The sequence below is a fragment of the Bradyrhizobium sp. MI1.4 genome (assembly GCF_055811315.1).
This window is the reverse complement of the sequence record NZ_JBVVPP010000005.1, coordinates 20,141-43,862: the sequence shown is the minus strand read 5'-3', so window position 1 is coordinate 43,862 and position 23,722 is coordinate 20,141. Positions and strand designations below refer to the sequence as shown.

General features: G+C 65.2%; 20 protein-coding genes. 11 read left to right on the top strand and 9 right to left on the bottom strand.

Features of this window, described 5'->3' with window-relative positions:
• Positions 1-90 precede the first annotated feature (90 nt).
• The 7 genes from AC0L23_RS07680 to AC0L23_RS07650 all read left to right on the top strand — a co-directional run bounded on the left by AC0L23_RS07680 (position 91) and on the right by AC0L23_RS07650 (position 6,574).
• Complete coding sequence (locus AC0L23_RS07680; RefSeq protein ID WP_018456013.1) at positions 91-1,104, top strand: ABC transporter permease; 1,014 nt, start codon at positions 91-93, stop codon at positions 1,102-1,104.
• A 2-nt stretch (positions 1,105-1,106) separates the two neighbouring features.
• Positions 1,107-2,006, top strand: coding sequence for an ABC transporter permease (locus tag AC0L23_RS07675; protein WP_018456014.1), 900 nt, complete (start codon positions 1,107-1,109; stop codon positions 2,004-2,006).
• A 103-nt stretch (positions 2,007-2,109) separates the two neighbouring features.
• Positions 2,110-3,849, top strand: coding sequence for a dipeptide ABC transporter ATP-binding protein (locus tag AC0L23_RS07670; RefSeq protein ID WP_085349652.1), 1,740 nt, complete (start codon positions 2,110-2,112; stop codon positions 3,847-3,849).
• Positions 3,850-3,868: 19 nt separating this feature from the next.
• Positions 3,869-4,048, top strand: a complete 180-nt coding sequence (locus AC0L23_RS07665; protein WP_085384932.1) for a DUF4089 domain-containing protein — start codon at positions 3,869-3,871, stop codon at positions 4,046-4,048.
• A 7-nt stretch (positions 4,049-4,055) separates the two neighbouring features.
• Positions 4,056-5,453: an AtzE family amidohydrolase gene (locus AC0L23_RS07660; protein WP_085384933.1), complete on the top strand. Its 1,398-nt coding sequence runs from the start codon at positions 4,056-4,058 to the stop codon at positions 5,451-5,453.
• Position 5,454: 1 nt separating this feature from the next.
• The gene (gene hpxZ, locus AC0L23_RS07655; protein WP_018456018.1) at positions 5,455-5,847 is read left to right on the top strand and encodes an oxalurate catabolism protein HpxZ; all 393 of its coding nucleotides are present in this window, start codon (positions 5,455-5,457) and stop codon (positions 5,845-5,847) included.
• Positions 5,848-5,851: 4 nt separating this feature from the next.
• Positions 5,852-6,574: a GntR family transcriptional regulator gene (locus tag AC0L23_RS07650; RefSeq protein WP_085384934.1), complete on the top strand. Its 723-nt coding sequence runs from the start codon at positions 5,852-5,854 to the stop codon at positions 6,572-6,574.
• Positions 6,575-6,684: 110 nt separating this feature from the next.
• Here the strand turns inward: AC0L23_RS07650 and atzF are convergent, their stop codons facing one another.
• Entirely contained in the window at positions 6,685-8,490 is a 1,806-nt protein-coding gene (atzF, locus tag AC0L23_RS07645) for an allophanate hydrolase (RefSeq protein WP_085357698.1), read from the bottom strand.
• A gap of 380 nt (positions 8,491-8,870) precedes the next feature.
• On the opposite strand from atzF, the gene AC0L23_RS07640 reads away from it, so the two are divergent.
• Positions 8,871-10,721: a feruloyl-CoA synthase gene (locus AC0L23_RS07640; protein WP_085357700.1), complete on the top strand. Its 1,851-nt coding sequence runs from the start codon at positions 8,871-8,873 to the stop codon at positions 10,719-10,721.
• 359 nt (positions 10,722-11,080) lie between these two features.
• Here AC0L23_RS07640 and AC0L23_RS07635 read toward each other — a convergent pair whose 3' ends face one another.
• Complete coding sequence (locus tag AC0L23_RS07635; RefSeq protein ID WP_085357702.1) at positions 11,081-11,587, bottom strand: MarR family winged helix-turn-helix transcriptional regulator; 507 nt, start codon at positions 11,585-11,587, stop codon at positions 11,081-11,083.
• Positions 11,588-11,670: 83 nt separating this feature from the next.
• Between AC0L23_RS07635 and AC0L23_RS07630 the strand changes: the two genes are divergently transcribed.
• On the top strand, positions 11,671-12,891 hold the full coding sequence (locus AC0L23_RS07630; RefSeq protein ID WP_018456023.1) for a cytochrome P450: 1,221 nt from the start codon (positions 11,671-11,673) through the stop codon (positions 12,889-12,891).
• A 44-nt stretch (positions 12,892-12,935) separates the two neighbouring features.
• Complete coding sequence (locus AC0L23_RS07625) at positions 12,936-14,147, top strand: ABC transporter substrate-binding protein (RefSeq protein WP_085349656.1); 1,212 nt, start codon at positions 12,936-12,938, stop codon at positions 14,145-14,147.
• Between the two features lie 164 nt (positions 14,148-14,311).
• Here AC0L23_RS07625 and AC0L23_RS07620 read toward each other — a convergent pair whose 3' ends face one another.
• Positions 14,312-15,574: an NAD(P)/FAD-dependent oxidoreductase gene (locus AC0L23_RS07620; RefSeq protein WP_018456025.1), complete on the bottom strand. Its 1,263-nt coding sequence runs from the start codon at positions 15,572-15,574 to the stop codon at positions 14,312-14,314.
• 296 nt (positions 15,575-15,870) lie between these two features.
• Between AC0L23_RS07620 and AC0L23_RS07615 the strand changes: the two genes are divergently transcribed.
• Positions 15,871-17,043 carry an ABC transporter substrate-binding protein gene (locus AC0L23_RS07615; protein ID WP_018456026.1) on the top strand — a complete coding sequence of 391 codons (1,173 nt, stop codon included), beginning with the start codon at positions 15,871-15,873 and terminating at the stop codon, positions 17,041-17,043.
• Between the two features lie 169 nt (positions 17,044-17,212).
• On the opposite strand, the gene AC0L23_RS07610 is transcribed toward AC0L23_RS07615, so the two are convergent.
• From AC0L23_RS07610 to AC0L23_RS07585, 6 genes are all read right to left on the bottom strand, one after another.
• Complete coding sequence (locus AC0L23_RS07610; RefSeq protein ID WP_085357708.1) at positions 17,213-19,084, bottom strand: bifunctional sugar phosphate isomerase/epimerase/4-hydroxyphenylpyruvate dioxygenase family protein; 1,872 nt, start codon at positions 19,082-19,084, stop codon at positions 17,213-17,215.
• Positions 19,081-19,818, bottom strand: a complete 738-nt coding sequence (locus AC0L23_RS07605) for an ABC transporter ATP-binding protein (protein WP_085349659.1) — start codon at positions 19,816-19,818, stop codon at positions 19,081-19,083. Before AC0L23_RS07605 ends, AC0L23_RS07610 begins: the two co-directional genes overlap by 4 nt.
• Before the next feature lie 10 nt (positions 19,819-19,828).
• Entirely contained in the window at positions 19,829-20,572 is a 744-nt protein-coding gene (locus AC0L23_RS07600) for an ABC transporter ATP-binding protein (protein ID WP_085357710.1), read from the bottom strand.
• Positions 20,569-21,567, bottom strand: a complete 999-nt coding sequence (locus AC0L23_RS07595; RefSeq protein WP_473356807.1) for a branched-chain amino acid ABC transporter permease — start codon at positions 21,565-21,567, stop codon at positions 20,569-20,571. The genes AC0L23_RS07600 and AC0L23_RS07595 overlap by 4 nt, the downstream gene beginning before the upstream one ends.
• The gene (locus AC0L23_RS07590; protein ID WP_018456032.1) at positions 21,564-22,439 is read right to left on the bottom strand and encodes a branched-chain amino acid ABC transporter permease; all 876 of its coding nucleotides are present in this window, start codon (positions 22,437-22,439) and stop codon (positions 21,564-21,566) included. The genes AC0L23_RS07595 and AC0L23_RS07590 overlap by 4 nt, the downstream gene beginning before the upstream one ends.
• A 97-nt stretch (positions 22,440-22,536) precedes the next feature.
• A complete protein-coding gene (locus tag AC0L23_RS07585; protein ID WP_085357712.1) occupies positions 22,537-23,667 on the bottom strand; it encodes an ABC transporter substrate-binding protein in 1,131 nt (376 codons plus the stop codon).
• Positions 23,668-23,722 lie beyond the last annotated feature (55 nt).

Below are 23,722 nucleotides of genomic sequence, written 5' to 3'. Positions count from 1 at the left end.
CTCCCCACCCCTCCCCCACAAGGGGGGAGGGAACGCAGCGGAGCGAGTGGCCGCGTGTCGGGTTCATTCAACGCGCAAGAGGAAGTCGCCATGCTGACCATGATCGGCAAGCGCCTGATGTTCGCGATTCCCTCGCTGATCGGGGTCGTCATCGTCACCTTCCTGCTCACGCGCGCGCTGCCGGGTGATCCCGCGGCGTATTTCGCGGGACCCGCCGCAACGAAGGAAGCCGTCGAGCAGATCCGGAAAAAGCTCGGCCTCGACAAGCCGCTGATCGAGCAGTTCTTCCGCTACACCAACGATCTCGCCCATGGCGATTTCGGCAACTCGCTCACGACGGGCCAGCCGGTCGCGGCCGAGATCCGCAATCGCCTGCCGGCCTCCGCCGAGCTGACGCTGCTCGGCCTCATCGTCTCGGTTGTGATCGCCATCCCGCTCGGCGTGCTGGCGGCGACCCGGCCGGGCTCATGGGTCGATCATCTCTGTCGTGTGACGACGACGGCCGGCGTCTCGCTGCCGGTGTTCTTCACCGGTCTCGTGCTGGTCTATGTCTTCTATTTCCGGCTCGGCTGGTCGCCCGCGCCGCTCGGCCGGCTCGACGTGTTCTACAGCGCGCCGCCGACGGTGACCGGCTTCTATCTGATCGACACCTTGATCGCGCGCGACTTCGAGGCGTTCCGTTCGGCATGCAGCCAGCTCATCCTGCCGGCGACGACGCTTGCGATCTTCTCGCTGGCGCCGATCGCGCGCATGACGCGCGCCTCGATGCTGGCGGTGCTGTCCTCCGAATTCGTGCGCACCGCGCGTGCCAGCGGCCTGTCGCCGGCGACCGTCATCGTCACCTACGCCTTCCGCAACGCGATGCTCCCCGTCATCACCACGCTGAGCATGGTGTTCTCGTTCCTGCTCGGCGCCAACGTGCTGGTGGAGAAAGTGTTCGCCTGGCCAGGCATCGGCTCTTACGCCGTCGAAGCGCTGATCTCGTCGGACTTCGCGCCGGTGCAGGGGTTCGTGCTGACCATGGCGGTGATGTACGTGCTGCTCAATCTCGTGATCGACATTCTCTATGGCGTGATCGACCCGCGCGTGCGGTTGGAGGGCTAATCATGAGCACCGTTGCGCCTGCTGTTGAACCCGTCGGCCCCGCGCGCACGTCGGGTCTCGTCGCGCTCCTCGACCAGACCCGCTACGTGCTCGGCGAGAACAAGGTCACCGGCTTTGCATTCGCGCTGCTGATCGTGATCCTCCTTGCCGCGATCTTCGGCCCCTATGTGGTGCCGTATGACCCGCTGGCGTCCGACACCGTGGCGTCGCTGAAGCCACCGTCGGCCGCGCACTGGTTCGGCACCGATCAATTGGGCCGTGACATCTTCAGCCGGGTCGTGGTGGCGACGCGGCTCGATACGTTCATCGCGGTCGCCTCCGTCGCCCTGGTGTTCCTGATGGGCGGGCTCGCCGGCATCGCGGCCGGCTATTTTGGCGGCTGGACCGATCGCATCGTCGGCCGCGTCGCCGACACCATCATGGCGTTCCCGCTGTTCGTGCTCGCCATGGGCATCGTCGCCGCGCTCGGCAATACGGTGCAGAACATCATCCTGGCCACGGCCATCGTGAACTTTCCGCTCTATGCCCGCGTCGCGCGCGCCGAAGCCAATGTCCGCCGTAACGCCGGCTTCGTGCAGGCCGCGCGTCTGTCCGGTAACGGCGAATTCCGCATTCTGCTCGTGCATATCCTGCCGAACATCATGCCGATCATGATCGTGCAGATGTCGCTGACCATGGGCTACGCCATCCTCAATGCCGCCGGTCTCTCGTTCATCGGCCTCGGCGTCCGTCCGCCGACGGCCGAATGGGGCATCATGGTCGCCGAAGGCGCCGGCTTCATGGTGTCAGGCGAATGGTGGATCGCGCTATTCCCGGGCCTCGCTTTGATGATCGCCGTGTTCTGCTTCAACCTCCTCGGCGACGGCCTGCGCGACATCGTCGACCCCCAGCGGAGGACGTGATGGCTGGGTTAGGCGTACTTTTTCGCTCGAAATTCCCCAATGAAATCAACCTCATTCTACTGTGCATGGGGTTGTTTTCGCCATTTTTAGTTGGGAGGTGCCCATGACCGCCCCGCCGCTGCTCGACGTCCAGGACCTTACCGTCGAATTCACCACCCGCCGCGGCATCGTCAAGGCGGTGCAGCACGTCAACATTTCCGTCGCCAAGGGCGAGACGCTCGCGATCGTCGGCGAGTCCGGCTCCGGCAAATCGGTGACCTCCTACGCGGTGATGCGCATTCTCGACCGCGCGGGGCGGATCGCCGAAGGCTCGGTGATGTTCTCGGGCATCGACGTCAAGGCTGCGACCGAAGACCAGATGCGCGATTTGCGCGGTCGCGAAGTCTCGATGATCTTCCAGAATCCGCGCGCCGCGCTCAACCCGATCCGGAAGGTCGGCGACCAGATCGAGGACGTGCTGCGCACCCATGTCCAGCAGGCCATGGTTTCGGACCGCGGCGAAAAGGCGATCGAGGCGCTGGAGCAGGTCAAGATCGCCCGCCCGCGCGAGCGCTATCACGCCTATCCGTTCGAATTGTCCGGCGGCATGTGCCAGCGCGTCGTCATCGCGCTCGCGCTCGCCTGCAATCCGCAGCTGCTGATCGCGGACGAGCCGACGACTGGCCTCGACGTCACCACGCAGAAGGCGGTGATGGACCTGATCGTCGAGCTGACCAAGCGCAAGGCGATGTCCACCATCCTGATCACGCATGACCTCGGTCTCGCGGCTGCCTATTGCGACCGCGTTGTGGTGATGGAAAAGGGCAGGGTGGTCGAGACCGCCAAGGCCGCCGACATCTTCGCCAACCCGCAGCACCCCTACACCAAGAAGCTGATGCGCGCGACGCCGCGGCTCGGCGTGAGCCTGCGGGATCTGTTGCCGGAGGAGGAAGGCGCAGCACTCGCCGCCACGAGCGCAGCATCCGCGGAATTGGCTCCGACCGCCGCGGCGGGCAAGACGCCCCTTCTCCTCATCGACAAGCTGGTCAAGGAATATCCCCGTCAGGGCGCCACTGCCACGCTCGGGAAATTGTTCGGCCGCAAGCCGCCTGTAGAGCCCGACGTGTTCCGCGCGGTCGACGGCATCAGCTTCACGGTCGGTCACGGCGAGAGCGTCGGCCTGGTCGGCGAGTCCGGCTGCGGCAAATCGACCACGTCGATGATGGTGATGCGGCTGCTGGACCAGACCTCGGGGCTGATCCAGTTCGACGGCGAGGACATCGGCGGCATCGCGCCCGCCGGCTTTGCCCGGCTGCCGCAGCGCAGCCGCATCCAGATGGTGTTCCAGGATCCGACCGACAGCCTCAACCCGCGCTTCACCGCCGTGCGTGCCATCGCCGATCCCATCATGCAGCTCGGCGACGTCAGGGGGCGCGACGCGCTCCGCGCCCGCTGCGAGGAGCTCGCCACCATGGTGGGCCTGCCGCACAATCTGCTGGATCGCTTCCCGCACCAATTGTCGGGCGGCCAGAAGGCCCGCGTCGGCATCGCCCGCGCCATCGCCCTGCACCCGAAACTCGTCATCCTGGACGAGCCGACCGCCGCGCTCGACGTTTCGGTCCAGGCCGTGGTCCTCAATCTGCTCCAGGACCTCAAGGCCCGGCTAGGTATGAGTTATCTGTTCGTCTCGCATGATTTGAACGTAGTGCGCTTGTTGTGCGATCGTGTCATTGTCATGCGGTCGGGTCGAATCGTCGAGGAAGGATCTTCCGAGAGGGTCTTGAGCGATCCGCAGGACGACTACACCAAGGAGCTGCTGACGGCGATCCCGCATCCGCCGCTGCAGACACTGGGCGCACACTGAGAGCTTGTTTGGGAGCGTGATGGCCGAACCGTTGGACGATTATATCGACGCTGTCACCAAAGCGTTGGCGTTGCCCGTCGAGGAAGCATGGAGGGCGTCCATCCGCGCCAATCTCGAGGTCTCGCTGCGGCTCGGCCGCCTCGTCGACGAATTCGCGCTGCCGGACGAGGCCGAGCCGGCGCCCGTGTTCACGGTCTGACGCCGCCATGACGACCAAGCCAGAGATGACGGCCTCCGAGATCGCGAGCGCGGTTGCGGGCCGCAAGATGTCCGCGCTCGATGCGACCGAAGCAGCGCTTGCGCGCATCAAGCAGCACGACACCATCCTCAATGCGTTTACCGACATCGCCGCCGATCGCGCCCGCGCCAAAGCGCGCGCAATCGATGCCGATATCGCCGCCGGCAAGACCGTCGGCCCGCTCGCCGGCGTGCCCTTTGCGGTGAAGAATCTGTTCGACATCGCGGGCCTCGCCACCCGCGCGGGTTCGAAGATCAACCGAGACCGCGTGCCCGCCAGCCGCGACGCCACGCTGATCGAGCGGATGGAAGCGGCCGGCGCCGTGCTGGTCGGCGCGCTCAATATGGGCGAATACGCCTACGACTTCACCGGCGAGAACGTCCATGACGGTCCCTCGCGCAATCCGCACGATACGACGCGGATGAGCGGCGGCTCCTCCGGCGGCTCGGGCAGCGCCGTTGGTGGCGCGCTGGTGCCGATCGCGCTCGGTTCCGACACCAACGGTTCGATCCGCGTGCCGTCCTCGTTCTGCGGCATCTTCGGCCTGAAGCCGACCTATGGCCGGCTCTCGCGTGCGCGTTCGTTCCCGTTCGTCGCGAGCCTCGATCATCTCGGCCCGTTCGCGCGCTGCGTCACCGATCTCGCGCTGGCCTATGACACGATGCAGGGGCCGGATGCGGACGACGCCGCCTGCACCACCACACGTGGTCTGGAGCCGACGACACCGCTGCTTGCCAATCCGGTGTCCGACCTGCGCATCGCGATCGCCGGCGGGTACTTCCAGACCAATTTGTTTCCGGAAGCTGTCGAAGCCGTCAGCCGCGTCGCCAAGGCGCTGGGCGCAACGCGCGTGGTGGACGTGCCCGAAGCTGCGCGCGCCCGCGCGGCGGCCTATGTCATCACCACCACCGAGGGCGCCTCGCTGCATCTCGATCGGCTGCGCAAGCGGCCGAACGATTTCGATCCCGCCGTGCGCGACCGGCTGATTGCGGGCGCCATGGTGCCGGCGCCGCTGGTCGACCGCGCGCAAAAATTCCGCCGCTGGTATCGCGCGCAACTCGCCGAGATTTTCAAATCCGTCGACGTGCTGATCGCACCGGCGACGCCATGCACCGCGCCGAAGCTCGGCCAGGTCAATTTCAATCTTGGCGGCGTCGAGATGCCGGTGCGCGCCAATATCGGCATCCACACCCAGCCGATCTCGTTCATCGGCCTGCCTGTGGTCGCCGTGCCGGTGCCGCTCGATCCGCTGCCGATCGGCGTGCAGATCATCGCCGCGCCATGGCGCGAGGACATCGCGCTGCGCGTCGCGTTCGCGTTGGAGAAGATGGGTGTTGCCGCCGCGCCCAGCCCAAGAGGATTTTGAGATGGAGATCGATCTCCCCGAGGTGATCGCAGACGTCAAAGCTGCGTTCGAGCGCTATGAGCAGGCCCTGATCACCAACGACGTCGCCGTGCTCGGCGAGCTCTTCCGCAACGATCCCCGCACGCTGCGCTATGGCATCGGCGAGAACCTCTACGGCTATGAAGCAATCTCCGGCTTTCGCGCCGGCCGCTCGGCGGTCGGCCTCAATCGCCGCACCGCGAAAACCGTGATCACCAGCTATGGCCGCGACACCGCGGTTGCCTCCACCCTGTTCTATCGCGACACGATGCCGGGCAAGGTCGGCCGGCAGATGCAGACCTGGGTAAAATTCCCGGAGGGCTGGCGCGTCGTCGCCGCCCATGTCAGCATCATCGACGAGTCGAAAGAGACCTGACCGTATGACGCTTGACGATCTTCCGCCCGGAGCGCTGCCGGCCGAACCGGCGGTGCCGCGTGTCGATCGTGCGTCGCCATCCGCGCAGAAGGTCACGCGCGCCGAGGAGCTGCGCCTGCAGCTCGCCGACGAGATCGTGCGCGGAGCTCTGCCGCCCGGCGCGCCGCTTGACGAGACCGACATTGCGCGCCGCTTCAGCGTTTCGCGCACGCCGGTGCGGGAAGCACTGCGCCAGCTCGTGGCAAGCGGCCTCGTCGAAGCGCGCGCTCATCGCGGCGCGGTGGTGGCGCAGCCCTCGTTCGAACGGCTGACGGGCATGTTCGAGGCCATGGCGGAGCTTGAGGCGCTGTGTGCGGGTCTTGCCGCCGAGCGCATGTCCGCCACTGAGCGTCACGGCCTGGAAGCCATCCACGAAGAACTGCGGGTGTTGAGCTACGCCGGCAATCCCGAGCGCTTCCACGAGGTCAACGAGCGCTTCCACAACGCGATCTATGCGGGATCGCAGAACGGCTACATCGCCGAGATCACGCTGGCGACGCGCGTGCGCGTACAGCCGTTTCGCCGCGCCCAGTTCCGCAATCTCGGCCGTCTCGCCAAGTCGCAAGCCGAGCACGACCGCGTTGTCGTCGCCATCATGCGCGGCGACAAGCAGGGCGCCGCCGCCGCGATGCGCGCGCATATCGAGCTGGTGCGCGGGGAGTACGAGATCTACGCGGTGTCGGTTTAGGGGCGCGCGCACGGTTGCGTAGGGTGGGCAAAGGCGCAAAGCGCCGTGCCCACCATCTCCCCAAGCTGACGGTGATGGCGGGCACGTTTCGCTTTGCCCACCTACGAGACCTACGCTGTCGTAGCTTCCGCCATATACTTCCGCCAGCCGCCATACGCGGTGATGTCGCGAGCCTCGCCCAGCACCTCGGGCTCGACGAGAAATCCCTTCACGCTGCGGCCATCGGCCAGCCGCACCGTGCCGATCGCCATCGGCGCGGGAATCGCGTTGACGAACTTGCCGAAGGCGGACGACGACAGCGACCAGATTTCCAGCTCGATCGACGCGCCCTTGCCGGCCTCGACGCGCAGCATGCCCGGCTTTGGCGGCGTGGTCTTCAATGCGTAGAGCTTGTAGTCCGCCGCGGTCCTGGTTGCCTCGATCAGCTGGCCGTTCAGCGCTTTCAGTTCGCCGTTCAGCGCCATGCCGGACAGATGCGCGCCGACCACGGCGATGGGAATCTCGTCGACGCCGCTTGCGGCAAGCGGCGCCAGCGAGGCTTGCACGACGCCCTTTGCGCCAAGCGTCAGTTTGGTATCGGCATGGAACACGCGGCCGATGCTGGCGAGCAGCGCATCGTGCCCGGTGGGTGCAAGAATTGTGATGCCGAACGGGATGCCGTCGGCGCGCATCGCCGCCGGCAGCGCGAGACCACAGAGATCGAGCAGATTGACAAAATTGGTATAGGTGCCGAGCCGGCTGTTGAGCTCGACCGGATTGGCCCGCACCTGCGCGGTCGTATAGGCCGTCGGCGCCGTCGGCAGCACCAGCGCGTCGATATTGGTGAAGGTGCGTTCGGCGATCTTGCGCAGGCCCTGCAGACGATAGAGCGCGGAGAAGGTGTCCGTCGCCATCAACCGCGCACCGGCCGCGGTGATCTCGCGCGTCACGGGATGGATCGCCTCCGGTGCCGAGGCGAGCAGGTCGCGGATCACGAGATAGCGCTCGGCCACCCACGGTCCCTCGTAGAGCAGTCGGGCCGTCTCATAGAACGGCTCGAGGTCGAATTCGACGAGCGTTGCCCCAAGCGCGGTCCAGCGCTTCAGCGCCTCGGCGTAAGCCGCTTCCGCCTTCTTGTCGCCGAAGAAGATCAGCTGTCCGCTGCGTGGCACGCCCAGGCGCAGGTTTGCCGGGAGCGGGGTGATCGCGCCAAGCGGCCGGTCGCGCGAGAACGGATCTGCCTGATCGGGACCTGCCATCACGGAGAGCGCCAGCGCGGCGTCGTCGACCGTCAAAGCGAATACCGAGATGCAGTCGAGCGTCCGGCAGGCCGGCACCAGGCCAGCGGTCGAAATCATGCCGAGGCTCGGCTTGAGACCGACGATGTTGTTGAGCATCGCCGGCACGCGGCCTGAGCCGGCGGTGTCGGTGCCGAGCGACAGTGGCACCAGCCCGGCGCCGACGGCGGTGGCCGATCCCGAGCTCGAGCCGCCGGGAATGAGGTCCTCGCGGATCGCGTTTCTGGGGATGCCGTGGGGCGAGCGCACGCCGACAAGGCCGGTCGCGAACTGGTCGAGATTGGTCTTGCCGATGATGATCGCGCCGGCGGCGCGCAGCCGCTGCACCGCGGTCGAATCATGTGTCGGGGTATACGAGAAGGCCGGGCACGCCGCGGTGGTCGGAAATCCCAGCGCGTCGATATTGTCCTTCACCACGACCGGCACGCCATAGAGCGGCAGGCTGGCGGCGTCCTTGGTGGCGAGCTTCTCGGCCTCCGTGATCGCGTCCTTTTCGTCGCGCAGGCTGATGAAGACGGCGGGGTCGTTGTGGTCGCGGATGCGCTGATAGGTGCGCGCGACCGTCTGCGCCGGTGTGAGCGTGCCCGCGCGATGCGCGGCCACGATCGCGGCGACCGTTTCAGGCTGCTCAGCCCCCATTTCAGCCTTCATGGCGACAAATCTCCGGCTACGTCTCTTCACCCCGATCGAAGCAAGCGATGTGCCATTGTGTACAGAATCCGGGCAGGACAAGTGCTGCGGATATTACCGAGAGATCAGTGGCTTGTGGGATATTTCGAGCTCCGGCGGACCTTCGTGTCAGCGCCCTGTTACGAGCATTTGCGCAAATAATAGGCAGCTAGATCAGGTGCAGCCAGCAATCCATGCCGCGGATGCGCGGCGACCAGCCCTTTGAACGGCGGCGGGCCGTCCCACCTGGCCCCAGCTTGCGCCCGAACAATTGTCGTGGCCAACATGCTGGCCAACGCGGTCCGCGACGAGGCTGCGACCGGTCCCGGCTTCCGGGCGAGGAGGAAACCATGACAGCCGCCCCACGCGGTGATGCTTCGAGCCTGTTTGCGACACCCAGAACCGTTGCCGAGCATCGCGCCGACGGCAGCATCGTGCTGCGCTCGCCCGAGCCTCTGCGCGATGGCGCGCGCTGCGTCGGCGACTGGCTGGAGCAATGGGCGCGGCAGAGGCCCGACGCGATTTTCCTCGCCGAGCGCAGCAGTGCCGAAGCGCCATGGAGCACCGTTACCTATGCGCAGGCGCTGCGCCAGGTGCGCGCGGCGGCGTCCTGGATTCTGGCGCACGGTCTCGGCGCGGAGCGCCCGCTCGCGATCCTCTCCGACAACAGCATCGATCATGCGCTGCTGGCACTGGCGGCGCAGCATGTCGGCGTGCCCTCGGCGGCGATCTCGCCGGCCTATTCCCTGATGTCAAAGGACTTCGACAAGCTCAAGAGCATGATCGCGTTGCTTGAGCCCGCCGCGATCTATGTCTCCGCGACGAGGCCGTTTGCGGCGGCGCTGGCCGCGATCAAGCCGCTGCATAGCGCGCAGATTATCAGCGGCAATGCCGACGATGCCGATGCGCTGGCCTTTCGCACTATCGCGGCAACGCCCGAGAGCCCCGACGTCGCAAAGGCCTTCGCCGCGGTGACGCCCGATACGATCGCAAAACTCCTGTTCACTTCGGGCTCGACCGGCACGCCGAAAGCCGTGATCAACACCCAGCGCATGCTGACGTCCAGCCAGCAGGCCAAGGCGCAGACCTGGACTTTTCTCGAACGGGCGCGCGACGATCTGGTCATTCTCGACTGGCTGCCCTGGAGCCACACGTTTGGCGCGAACCACAATTTCAATCTCGTGCTGCGCAATGGCGGCTCGCTCTATATCGACGGCGGCAAGCCGGCGCCCGGTCTGTTTGCGATGTCGCTCGCCAACCTCAGAAGCGTGATGCCGACGGTCTATTTCAACGTGCCGCGCGGCTTCGACATGTTGATCGCGGCGCTGCGCGGCGACGAGGAGCTGTGTCGCCGCTTCTTCAGCGAGGTGAAATTCGCGTTCTACGCCGGTGCGGCGCTGCCGCAGAATCTCTGGGATGCGCTGGAAGAACTCTCCGTCAAGACTGTTGGCCGCGCGATGCCGATGGTCTCGGCCTGGGGCTCGACCGAGACGTCGCCGCTGGCCACCGACTGCCATTTCCTCGCGGAGCGCTCGGGCAATATCGGCGTGCCCATTCCCGGCACCGAACTGAAGCTCGTTACCTCCGGCGACAAGCTGGAGGTGCGCGTGCGCGGCCCCAACGTCACGCCGGGCTATTGGAAGGCGCCGGAGCTGACCAGGCAGGCTTTTGACGACGAGGGCTTTTATCTCATCGGTGATGCCGTGAAGTTCGCCGACGCGAACCGGCCCGAACGCGGCCTATTCTTTGACGGCCGCGTCGCGGAGGATTTCAAGCTCAATTCCGGCACCTGGGTCAGTGTCGGCACACTGCGCCTCGCCGGCATCGCCGCGCTGGCGCCGCTCGCGCAGGACATCGTCGTCACCGGCCATGGCGGCGACGAGGTGCGCTTCCTGGTGTTTCCGAACATCGCTGCGTGCCGCGCGCATGCCGGCCTGCCCGAGACCGCAGGCGTGAACGACGTGCTCGCGCATGAGAAGATCAGAGCCGCGATCGCGCGGGGGCTGGCGAAACTGAAGCAACACGGCGCCAACTCCTCCGGCCACGCCACGCGCGCGTTGCTGCTCGCCGAGCCGCCGTCGGTCGACGGCGGCGAGATCACCGACAAGGGCTACATCAACCAGCGCGCGGTGCTGACGCGCCGTGCCGATGCGGTGGCGCGGTTGGATGACGATGCGCCGGGCGAGTGGATCGGTCTGTAGCGCTTGGGCCTGTGCCCCGGACGCAGCGCAGCACGCAGTGATGCGCTGCAGAGCCGGGGCCATTCTTCGTGATTGGCATCTCTGGATCCCGGCTCTGCGCAGCAGCGTTTCACGCTGCAGCGCGTCCGGGACAAGAGAGCTCGGCAAACCCAACTACGCCAGCCGCCCTGCCGCATTATGCTGCACGATTCTTTTGTTGCCCAAGCAACTAATTTATGCGAACCGTTCCAGACACGGATGACGGCGGGAGGAACCGCCGCGTCGGATCGGAGGAAGCTATGCTCGGCAGAGAGGGTGCCGCCGGCGAATGTTGGCGCATGCCTGGAAATGACAGGGCTCAGCGCCCGCTGTGTGGCCCGTCAGGTCTCGGTGCTGCCGGTCACCGCGCCGAGATTTTCATGCAGGCGGCGCAACAGGTCGATCAGCACCTCGCGCTCGTCCTTGTCCAGGCAGGACAACAGGCGCCGTTCGCGCTCGAATGCAGCGACGATCACCTTGTCATGGATGGCGCGGCCCTTCGCCGTCAGCGAGATCGAATGGGTGCGCCCGTCATTGGGATCGGTACGGATCGAGATCAACCCCCGCTTTTCCAGGCTGGCCAGCGTCCGACTCACCGGGCCCTTGTCGAAACCGATGACGTGGCAGATGCGCGAGGCGGGAATGCCGGGCTCGATCGCGAGCAGCGACATGATCCGCCATTCCGTGACGTTGACGCCGAACTCTCGCTGATAGAACGCGGTGGCGCTGTTCGAGAGCTTGTTGGCGATGAAGGTGATGAACGCGGGGACGTAGCGGTCAAGATCGAGCGTCGGTCCCGTCTCGGCGGGCGCAGGTTTCTGGCGGGCTCTGGTCGAAGGCGGCGGCATGTCGGGATTCTGTCTCGCGGCGTGTCTGGAGACCTAAAGGTAAGCGCGGCCCTTTCACAAGATCAAAATGAGGGAGGACTTCCATGAGCACTTCCAGCTCCCAGGAAATTAGCGGTTCGTCGGCCGTCCCGCATCTCGACGTCGATCCGTTCGCGATGGATTTTTTCGCCGATCCCTATCCCACGCATGAGCTGCTGCGGGAGGCGGGACCTGTCGTCTATCTCGACAAGTGGAACGTCTATGGCGTGGCGCGCTATGCCGAAGTTCATGCCGTGCTGAACGATCCCGCAACGTTCTGCTCCAGTCGTGGCGTCGGCCTCGCCGATTTCGCGAAGGAGACGCCGTGGCGGCCGCCCAGCCTGATCCTCGAGGCCGATCCTCCCGAGCACACCCGCACCCGCGCCGTGCTCTCAAAGGTGCTGTCGCCGACGGTGATGAAGGGGCTGCGCGACCGCTTTGCCGCGGCAGCGGAAGAGCGTGTGGACGCGCTGCTGGAGAAGCGCAACTTCGATGCCATCACGGACCTTGCCGAGGCCTATCCGCTGTCGATCTTCCCAGATGCGCTCGGGCTTAAGCCTGAGGGACGCGAGAATCTCATTCCCTATGCGAGCCTGGTGTTCAACGCCTTCGGCCCGCCGAACCAGTTGCGCAACGAGGCGATCGCGCGCTCGGCGCCTCACCAGGCCTACGTCACCGAGCAGTGCCAGCGGGACAGCCTCACGCCCGGCGGCATCGGCGCCTGCATCCACGCCCATGTCGGCGAGGGTGCCATCACCGCGACCGAAGCGCCGCTGTTGGTGCGTTCGCTTCTGTCAGCGGGCCTCGACACCACAGTCAACGGCATCGGTGCAGCGGTCTACTGTCTCGCGCGCTTCCCTGAGCAGTGGCAGCGCCTGCGCAACGATTTTACGCTCGCGCGCAACGCTTTCGAGGAGGCCGTTCGTTTTGAAAGCCCGGTGCAGACCTTCTTCCGCACGACCACGCGCGAAGTCGAACTGTCAGGCGCGACCATCGGTGAGGGCGAGAAGGTGTTGATGTTCCTGGCGGCTGCCAATCGCGATCCGGGGCGCTGGGACAAGCCCGACAGCTACGACATAACCCGCCGCACGTCCGGCCATGTTGGCTATGGCTCAGGTATTCACATGTGCGTCGGCCAGCTGGTCGCGCGGCTCGAAGGCGAGACAATGCTCGCGGCGCTGGCCCGCCGGATCGCAAAGATCGAGATCATGGGCGAGCCGCAGCGCCGCTTCAACAACACGCTGCGCGGGCTCGACAGCCTGCCTGTGCGCATCACGCCAGCCTGACGCTGTCGTCATCGCAAACAACAAATACGACAGGGGAGGGAACAATGAAGAACTTGAAGTGGACGCTTGCGCTGGCCGCGAGCCTGATTGGCGGCGCGGCAAATGCCGAGATCTCGGACAATGTCGTGCGCGTCGGCGTGCTCAACGACATCTCCGGCATTTTCCAGGACACCAACGGCATGGGATCGGTCGAGGCCGCGCGCATGGCCGCTGAGGATTTCAACGGCGGCGGCAAGGGCATCAAGGTCGAGATCGTCTATGCCGATCACCAGAACAAGGCCGACGTCGGCAATGCAATCGCGCGCAAATGGCTCGATGTCGAGGGCGTCGACGCCATCGTCGACGTGCCGAACTCGGCCGTTGGCCTCTCCATCAACACGCTGCTGCGCGATAGCCGCATGACGTTCCTCGCGTCGTCCACCGCGAGCTCCGATCTCACCGGCAAGGCCTGCTCGCCCAACACTATCCAGTGGGTCAACGACGCCTGGGCGACCGGCAACACCACGGCGGCCGCGATGATGTCGCGCGGCGGCAAGGACTGGTATTTCCTCACGGTTGACTACGCACTCGGCAAGGGCATCGAGGCGGAAGCCCAGAAATACATCGAGGCGCATGGCGGCAAGGTGTTGGGCTCCTCCAAGCATCCGCTCGGCACGTCCGACTTCGCGTCCTTCCTGTTGCAGGCGCAGGGCTCGAAGGCCCAAGTGATCGGGCTCGCCAACGCCGGCGGCGACACCATCAACGCGGTGAAGCAGGCGGCCGAGTTCGGGATACAGCAGGGCGGACAAAAGCTCGTCGCCTTCCTGCTCTTCATCAACGACGTCCACGGCATGGGTATCAAGGTCGCGCAAGGGCTCCAGCTCATGGAAGCCTTCTACTGGGACATGAATGACGACACCCGCGCCTTCGCCAAGCGCTTCGCGGCGCGGCCGGGTATGAATGGCAAGATGCCGAGCGGCAACCAGGCCGGAGTTTATGCCTCCACGCTCGCTTATCTCAACGCGGTCGCCGTCACGGGCAGCGACAATGCCAAGGATGCCGTGCCCGAGATGAAAAAGTTCAAGGGCAAGGACAAGCTGTTCGGCGACACCACGATCCGCCAGGACGGCCGCGTCGTGCATCCGATGTATCTGTTCGAGGTGAAGAAGCCGGAGGAGTCGAAATATCCCTACGACTATTACAAGCTGGTCTCGACGATCTCTGCGGAGCAGGCGTTTCGACCGCTCACGGAAGGTGGGTGCGAGCTGGTGAAGTAGGGGCGGCGATCGCGCCTCACTTAACCTCTCCCCGCTCGCGGGGAGAGGTCGGATCGCTCTTGCGATCCGGGTGAGGGGGTACAGGTCTCACCAATATCTCGTTCGCGGAGAGGCCCCTCACCCCAACCCTCTCCACGTAAGAACGGGGAGAGGGAGAAGAAGCCCTACACCACCTTGCTCGATCCCTGCGTGATCAGCCGCGCGGCGCGCTGGTCGCGGGCGTAGATCCAGAGCCAGCTCAGGGCGACGCTGAGGCGGTGGCGCAAGCCGATCAGGAAGTAGATATGGGCGATGCCCCAGATCCACCACGCGATGGTGCCGCGCAGCTTGATGCGGCCGAAGTCGATCACCGCCAGCCGCTTGCCGATCTGCGCGAGGCTGCCGGAGTGCTTGTAGCGGAACGGGCCTGTCGGCTCCTGGCGCAGCCGGGCCTTGATGGTCTCGGCCACGTGACGGCCCTGCTGCTTGGCGGCCGGCGCGATGCCGGGCACAGGCTTGCCGTCCCAAGCGTTGATCAAAACGGTGTCGCCAATTGCAAAGATCTCGGGATGACCGGGGATCGTAAGATCGGCCTCCACTTGGACGCGCCCGGCGCGATCGGCCGGTGCGCCCAGCCATTCCGCCGCGGGCGAGGCGCGCACGCCGGCGGCCCAGATTCGTGTCTTGGCTTCGAGCAGCTTGCCGCCGAACACCACGCCCTCGCGGTTGATCTCAGTGACGGCTTGGCCGAGCACGACCTCGACGCCGATCTTCTCCAGCGAGGCCTGGGCATAGGCCGAGAGATCATCTGGAAAGCCTGCCAGCACCCGCGGACCCGCCTCGATCAGCACCACGCGCGCCTTGTTGGTGTCGATGTTGCGGAAGTCGGCTGGCAAGGTGTGGTGCGCCATCTCGGCGATGGTGCCGGCGAGTTCGACGCCGGTGGGGCCGGCGCCGACGATGACGAAAGTCAATCGTGCCGCGCGTTTGGCCGGATCGGTCTCACGCTCGGCGCGCTCGAACGCCACCAGGATATGACGGCGCAGCGTGGTCGCGTCCTCCAGTGTTTTAAGACCCGGCGCCCATTGCTCCCATTCGTCGTGGCCGAAATAGGCGTGACGCGCGCCGGTGGCGAGCACCAACGTGTCGTAAGGCACCTCGCTGCCGTCGTCGATCAGCACGCAGCGCCTGTCGGCATCGACGCCGCTGACCGTCGCAAACAGCGTCGTAACATCGCGCCGGTCGCGCATCAGGTGCCGGACCGGCCAGGCGATCTCGCTGGTGGCGAGCGAGGCGGTGGCGACCTGATAGAGCAGCGGCTGGAACAAATGATGGTTGCGGCGGTCGATCAGCGTGATCTCGACCGGGCTGCCGGCGAGCCGGTGGGTCGCCTCCAGCCCGCCGAAACCGGCTCCGACGATGACGACGCGGTGCGGTGTCGTGGTCATGATGCGCCCTTCCGAATCTCGCGGCTCTATCCTCATCTAAACGCTGATCAGGCGCCGCGGTCCAATAGCCGTCGTCAATCGAGGCATAGGCCGGGTGTATCGCGCCCGCGAGAAAGCGCCGCAGCCTTAGCCGAAGTAAGTAGAATTATATTTCTTGCTATCGCCGTTCGGGGCGAAATATGGTGCAGGGCGGGCGCTGAACCATTGGCGGCGCGACAGATTTTGCGTTCAATAGAGATGACCCCGGGGCGGCAATCACCCTGCTTCCGGGCATAATAATATGGAGGGGAGTGGTTATGAGGACGGCATTCTGGCTGGCGGGCGCAGCGGCGCTGGTGCTGGCAGGCCCGGCATCCGCCGGCGACACCATCAAGATCGGCTTCGTTTCGACCTTCAGCGGCCCGACCGCCGTGATCGGCAACGACATGCGCAATTCGTTCGAGCTCGCGCTGGATCACATCGGCCGCAAGATGGACGGCAAGCCGGTCGAGGTGATTTACGAGGACGACGGGCAGAAGCCCGACGTCGGCAAGCAGAAGACCGAGAAGCTGGTGCAGTCCGACAAGGTCGACTTCATCGTCGGCTACATCTGGTCGAACGTGCTGCTGGCCTCGCTCAAGACCGCGGTGGACTCGCAGACCTTCCTGATCTCGGCCAATGCCGGTCCGTCGCAGCTCGCGGGCGAGCTCTGCTCGCCTTACGTGTTCTCGACCTCCTGGCAGAACGACCAGACGCCGGCCGCCATGGGCCTCTACATGAACCAGAAGGGCGTCAAGAGCGTGTTCCTGATCGGCCCGAACTACGCCGCCGGCAAGGACATGCTGGCGGGCGTGAAGAGCACGTTCAAGGGCGAGGTCAAGGGCGAGGAATACACGGTCTGGCCGAGCCAGCTCGACTTCTCCGCCGAGCTCTCCAAGGCGCGGGCCTCGGGTGCCGAGTCGATCTTCGTGTTCTATCCCGGTGCAGCCGGCGTGCAGTTCCTCAACCAATATGCGCAGGCCGGGCTGAAGAGCACGATGCCGCTCTACACGGCTTTCACCGTCGACGAGCTGTCGCTGCCGCTGCAAAAGGAGAACGCGCTCGGGGTGCCCGGTGCGCAGGAATGGGTGAATGATCTGCCCAACGAGCAGAACAAGCGCTTCGTCGCCGACTATCGCAAGAAGTACCCCGGGCTGCGTCCGACCTATTACGGCGCGCAAGCCTACGACGCGGCCCAGCTCATCAACAGCGCCGTGGTCGCGGTGAAGGGCGACACCAGCAAGAAGGACGCGATGAAGGCCGAGATGGAGAAGGCCAACTTCAAGTCGCTGCGCGGCCCGTTCAAGTACGGCAAGAACCACATCCCGGTGCAGAACTTCTACCTCCAGGACGTGGTCAAGGACGGCGAAGGCCAGCTCTCGCTGAAGACGGTCGCGACCATCGTCGAGAACGACCAGGATCGCTTCCACGACAAATGCGCGATGAAGTAGCCACAAGCACGATGCCCCTTCTCCCCTTGTGGGAGAAGGTGGCGCGAAGCGCCGGATGAGGGGTTTGTTTCCGCGTATTCAAAAGTAAGGTCTCGCGGAGAGAACCCCTCACCCGTCTCGCCGCTTTGCGGCAAGCCACCCTCTCCCACAAGGAGAGAGGGAAAGTAAGCTACACGCGCGGCATGCTCGCGGGCCGCACCTCGCGCGCTTGCGCGGCAAGCCTGATCCCGGCATTGGCCGCGCCGAAGCCCTGATAATCCCGCCGCTCCACGATCTCGAAGAAAAACCGCTCGTCGAAGATGTGGGTGTAGACCTGGAAAAACTCTCCGTCGCCCTCGCGGTCGTAGAGAACGTGGTTGGCGCGCAGCTGCCTCATCAGCTCGGGTGCGAGGTCGTATCTGGCTTCGACGTCGTCGTAGTAATTGTCCGGGATATCCAGGAAATCCGCGCCGCGCTTGCGCATCTCCGCGACTGCCGCAAAGATATCCCGGCACGTAAATGCGACGTGCTGCACGCCCGAGCCGAAAAACTCCGAGATGAAGCGGGCCGGCAGCGTGCGGTTGGCGGATGAGCCGTTGAGCACGAAGCGCAGGCTCTGGTCGCCGTTGATGACGGCCTGGCTTTGCACGAGGCCCCTGGGATCGGCGATCTCCATCTGCGGCAGCCGCTTGAGGTCGAGGATGCCGGTGTAGAACAGCAGCCACGACAGCATCTCGTCATAGGGCATCGACTGCGCGATGTGATCGACGGCCAGCAGGGCGTCCGCGCGAGCGTCGCTCGGTACCTGTTCGAAATCCGTGTCCCAGTTCTTGCCGGCCTGGTCCAGGAAGTAAAGCAGGCTGCCGCCGACGCCGTGGATCGCGGGAATCTCGAGCTCGCCCGGCCCGACCGGCTGATAGAAGGTGCGCGCTTTCAGTGTTTCGGCGCGCTGCATAACGAGGCCGGCATTGTCGACATCGAGCGCGATGGCGCAGACGCCGGGGCCATGCGTCACGTAGTGCGAATGCGCAAAGCCGTCGGTCTCGGAGTTGACGACGAGCTCGACCTTGCCTTGCGACCAGCGCTCCACCGCCTTGCTGCGATGCTTGCCGGTCTTGCGGAAACCGAGCTGCGCGAGCAGGCGGGCGAGTTCGCCGGCCTTGGTCTCGTTGACGGCAAACTCGATGAATCCCGTGCCGCGACTTTTGGGCTTGGGCGCCAAGGGTTCGCCGATGAGCTTTGGCCAATCCGGTGCAAGCTGGTCCTCCAGCAGGATCAGCGAACGCAGGCCGTCGACCGCGGTCTGCACGGCCGAGCCGGCACGGAATTGGTCGTTGAAGATCTCCAGCGACAGCGGCCCGGCATAGCCGGTCGCCGCGATCGCGGCCATGAACTCGCCGACCGGCAGATCGCCCTGGCCGGGGAAGGAGCGGAAGTGCCGGCTCCACGACAAGATGTCGAGCTCGAGCTTCGGCGCATCTGCAAGCTGGACCAGGAAGATCTTGTCGCCGGGGATCGAGGCCATCGCGCGGACCGGAAAGCCGGGGGCCAGTGCGTGAAAGCTGTCGAGGATGACACCGATCGCGGGGTGATCGGCGCGCCGCACGATCTCCCAGGCATCGCGGTAATCGTTGACGTGGCGTCCCCAGGCCAATGCCTCGTAGCCGACGCGCAAAGACCGTTTGGCCGCGCGCTCGCCAAGCTCGCGAAAATCATCCGCGGCGCGGTCGATGCCGCCGAGCGCGGCCGGCGACACGTTGGAGCAGATCAGCAGCAGATCGGTGCCGAGCTCCTGCATCAGGTCGAACTTGCGTTCGGCGCGGGCAAAGTTTCGCGAACGCTGCGGCTCCGGCATGCCTTCGAAATCGCGGAACGGCTGAAACGCACAGATCTCGAGATTGAGGTCCCCGCAGAGCTTTGCGATGTCGCGCGGACCTGCGCCGAACGACAGCAGATCGTTCTCGAAAATCTCGACCGCGTCGAATCCGGCGGATGCGATGGCGCGGAGCTTTTCGTCGAGAGCGCCGGAGAGTGAGACCGTTGCGATCGAGCGTTTGGTCATGCTGCATTGTCCTCCATCGCGCCGCCGAGGAACAATTGTCCGATGCGGGGATCATTCAAAATGCGCTCCGCCTTGTCGACCATGCGGGTCTGGCCGAGCTCGAGCACGATCCCGATGTCGGAAATCTCCAGCGCCGAGCGGGCGTTCTGCTCGATCATCAGAATGGTGACACCGCGGTCGCGCAAGCTCTTCAGGATGTCGAAAGTCTGCTGCACCATCAGTGGCGACAGGCCGATTGAGGGCTCGTCGATCAGAACGAGCTTCGGTTCGAGCAGCAGCGAGCGGGCGATTTCGAGCTGTTTCTGCTCGCCGCCGGATAGCGTGGAGGCCTGCTGCGTCGATTTCCGCCGCAGCGCCGGGAACAGGTCGAGCGCGGCCTCGATCCGGCTCTGCAGGTCGATGCCCTTGCCCGCCGAAACGCCGCCGAGCTCGATATTGTGGCGCACCGACAGCTCGGGAAAGATGTTGCGGCCCTGCGGCACGTAGCAGATGCCGGCATTGAGCAGCGCGCGCTGGCTCAAATGGGTGACGTCGCGGCCGGCGAAGTTGATCTTGCCCTCACGCAGCTTGAGCAGGCCGAAGATCGCCTTGAACACGGTGGACTTGCCGGCGCCGTTCGGGCCGATGATGGTGGTGATGGTGGCCTGCGGCACGGCGAAGGTGGTGCCGTTCAGGATCGTCATCTTGCCGTAGCCGCCGACGAGATTGTGAACCGAGAGGATCGGATCGCTCATGGCTGGTTCCTCAATGTCCGAGATAGGCTTCGATCACGGCGGGGTTCTTTCGCACCTCGTCCGGTCGTCCCATCGCCAGCACCTTGCCCTCCGCCATCACCATCACGCGCGAGCACAGCGACATCACGAATTCCATGTTGTGCTCGATCACGACGAAGGTGGCGTTCTTCTCGCGGTTGATCGCGACCAGCCGCTCCTTCAGGTCCGTCAACATCGACGGGTTGACGCCGCCGGCGGGCTCGTCGAGCAGCACCAGCCGCGGTCCGCCCATGAAGGCCATGGCGGCGTCGAGCAGCTTTTGCTGGCCATAGGAGAGCCCGCCGGCGGGCTCGTCGGCGAGATGATCGAGCTTGAAAAAGCCGATCATCTGGTCGGCGGCCTCCGTCAGTCCGGCATCGGAGCGGCCGACCAGGCGCGAGGCCATGCTGCCCTGGTGCTCCTGTCCCGCGAGGATCAGGTTCTCGCGCACCGAGAGTTTGGGGAACACTTGCAGGAGCTGGAAGGTGCGGCTGACCCCGAGCTTGTTGAGCTCGGCGGGTCGCAAGCCCGTGACGACCTTGCCGTCGAGCTTGACCTCGCCGCCGCTCGGCGTGAGCTGGCCGAGAATGCAGTTGAACAGGGTCGACTTGCCGCAGCCGTTCGGGCCGATCAGGCCGAGGATCTCGCCCTCGCGGACGTCGAAAGAGACGCCGCCGACGGCGCTGATGCCGCCAAAATTCTTCTTGATGTCGGTGACTTCGAGGACCGCGCTCATTGCGCTGTCTCCAGCCGGGACTTTGCGACGGCGCGCTGGGCGGAGGCCGCCTTGGTGCGGCGTTCGGCGAGATAGCGGTCGAGGATTCCCAAAATGCCGGTCGGCGACCAGATCAGCAGCCCCATCACCGCGATCGCGTAGAGCATCAGATAATAGCCCTCGGTGAAGCGCAGCCACTCCGGCAACAGCACCGCGATCATCGCGCCGAGGAACGGACCCAGGAAGAATCCGGCGCCGCCGACGATCACCATCATCAGGAGGTCGAGCGAGAGCGACAGGTTGAACGGCACGGGATCGATATATTGCGTCAGCGGCGCATAGAGCGCCCCCGCGACGCCGCCGAGCGCCGAGCCGATCGCGAACGCCATCAGCGTATAGCGCCGCGTGTCGACGCCCAGCGACTGCGCCCGCAGCGGGTTTTCGCGCAGCACCATGAAGGCGCGGCCCCACGGCGAGCGGATCAGCCACCACACCGCGAGCGACACGATAGCGAGCGAGCCGAGACAGACATAGTAGAACGGCAGCGGCTTGTTGGTCGCGATGCCGAAAATGTGCGGACGCGGAATATTGGAGATGCCGTAGATGCCGCCGGTGAGCCAGCTCTCGTTGCGAAATACCAGGAAGGCCAGCGTGGAGAAGGCGAGCGTGACGAAGGCGAGGTAGTGATGCTGCACCCGCAGCGCGGGATAGCCGAGCACCCAGCCGACCGCGAAGCTCAAGCCGATCGCGACGACGATCGCCGCCGGCAGCGGCCAGCCATGCGTGGTCATGATCGCCGCGGCGTAAGCGCCGATGCCGACGAAGGCGCCCTGCGCCAGCGAGACCTGGCCGGCATAACCGAGTGTGAGGTTGAGGCCCATTGCGGCGATGGCCATCACCGCCCACTGGCTCAGGATGAACAGGCCATAGCGGTTGAAGTTCATGGGGACAACGATCAGCGCAGCGACCACGATGAGGCCGAACGCGATCTTGAGAGGTTTGGCGAAGCCGCTCATACGGTGCGCTCCTCGGCACGGCCGAGCAAGCCCTGCGGTCGGAACAGGATGACGGCGATCAGGAAGATCATAGGCACGGCGGCGCGGTACTGCGTTGAAACATAGGCGGCCGCGAGATTGTCGAGCACGCCGATCAGGAGGCCGCCTGCGATCGCGCCGCGCACCTGGTTGAACCCGCCGACGATCGCGGCGATGAAGGCGGCCTGGCCCAGTACCTCGCCCGACGTGAATTTCGCGAGGTAGATCGGCGTGATCAACAGCGAGGCGAGAGCGACCAGGAACGCGTTGATCAGGAAAGTCAGGAGAATCATGCGCTCGACCGGGACGCCGATGATGCGCGCCACCGTCGGGTTCTGCGCCGCCGCCTGCATCTGGTGGCCGAGCGAGGTGCGGTTGAGAAGCGCAGTCAAGCCGAAGACGGCAAGGATGGCGAGGACGAGGACGCCGATGCTTTGCAGCGAGACGGCATGGCCAAGGATGGAGACGTCGCCGGTCGGCACGATCGAGGGGAAGGGTGAGGCTTCGGCGCTGAAGAACTGCTTTACGGCCTCCTTGAGACCGATCGCGAGCGCCATGGTCGCGATCGCGAGCGGCAGCACGCCATGGCGCAACATCGGATCCACCAGCAGCATCTTGAAGGCGAGGCCGAGCAGGAGCATCGAAAGCAGGATGCCGAGGATGATCGCGAGCCAGAACGGCGCGCCGGCATGCATCGCCGCCAGCATCAGGAACGCCGGCAGCATCACGAACTCGCCTTGTGCGAAATTGATGGTCTGCGAGGTCTGCCACAGCAGCGTGAAGCCGACCGCGACCAGCGCATAGATCGCGCCGGTGGCAAGTCCAGCGACCAGAAGATCGAACAGATTGGACATTTTCCCCTCTCGGCGCTCGCGCTCTGTCTCCCCGCTCTCCTCGCTCGTCCTTCTCCCTCTCCCCGCGAAGGGCGGGGCGAGGCAGAAGGGCAAGACCTCACTTCACCTTCGGCATCACCTGTTTCACGACCTGCTTGCCTTCGACCACCTCGACCAGAAAGCTCTGGCGGTCGATGTCGCCGGTCTCGCTGAAGGTGACGTCCATCAATATGCCCGGCTCGTCGGCGGCCTTGATGGTCAGGCCATGCAGGGTGTCGGCGAACGCCTTGGAATCGACCTTGCCCATCTTGTCGGTGGTGGCCTTCACCATGTAGACCGCGAGATAGCCTTTCAGCCCGTTATGGTCGGGCACGTAATTGTACTTCTTCGCGAACTTGTCGCGAAACGCCTTGATCAGGTCGACCGGCGCGTCGGTGGTGAGACCGACATGGCCGCGCGCGCCGTTGGCGGCATCGCCCGCAAGCTCGATCACCTTCTGGCCGATCAGCGTGGTCTCGCCCATCAGCGGTGCGGTGACGCCCTGGCGCTTCAGCTCCTTGAGGATGCGTGCGCTCTCTTCCTCGTTCAAATAGACGAATACGGCGTCGGGATTGGCGGCCTTGATCTTGCCGACGTCGGCGGCGAAATCGGCCTGGCCCGCCTCGGTGGAGAGATCGGCGACGACCTTGGAGCCGAGACGGTCGAGCTCCTTGACGACGACATCGCGGCCGCCGCGGCCAAAGTCATTGTTGACCCAGACCACGGCGACCGACTTCGCCTTCATGTCGTCGTGAATGTATTTGGCGACCTTCGGCATCGAGGATTGCTGGCCGAACGAGGTGCGGAACAGGAATTTGTTTCCGCCTTGCGTCAGCTCGGCGGCTTCGCCACCCATGATCTGCGCGATGCCGGCTTCGGCCGCCAGCGGCGCGGTCACCTTCACCGAGCCGGAATAGCCGGGTCCGAGCAGCACATAGGGCTCGGCGTCGAGCGCCTTCTGCACCTGCGCGCGCGCGACGCCCGGGTTGGATTGCGAATCCGCATGAGTGACTTCGAGCTTGCGGCCGAGCACGCCGCCCTTGGCGTTGATCTCCTCGATCGCGAGGTCGATGCCGTTCTTCCAGTTGGTGCCGACGGTGGCGCCGCCCCCGGAAAGCTCGGCGACGTCGGCGAGCTTGATCGCCTGGGCGTGCACGCTGGTTGCAGTCGCGAAGGCAAGCAGGGCGCCCGCCAGCAAAGTCGATTTCATGGTTTCTCCTCCTGTTTCGTGATGGTGTCCGCGGCCTTGTGTCCGGCCGTTTCGG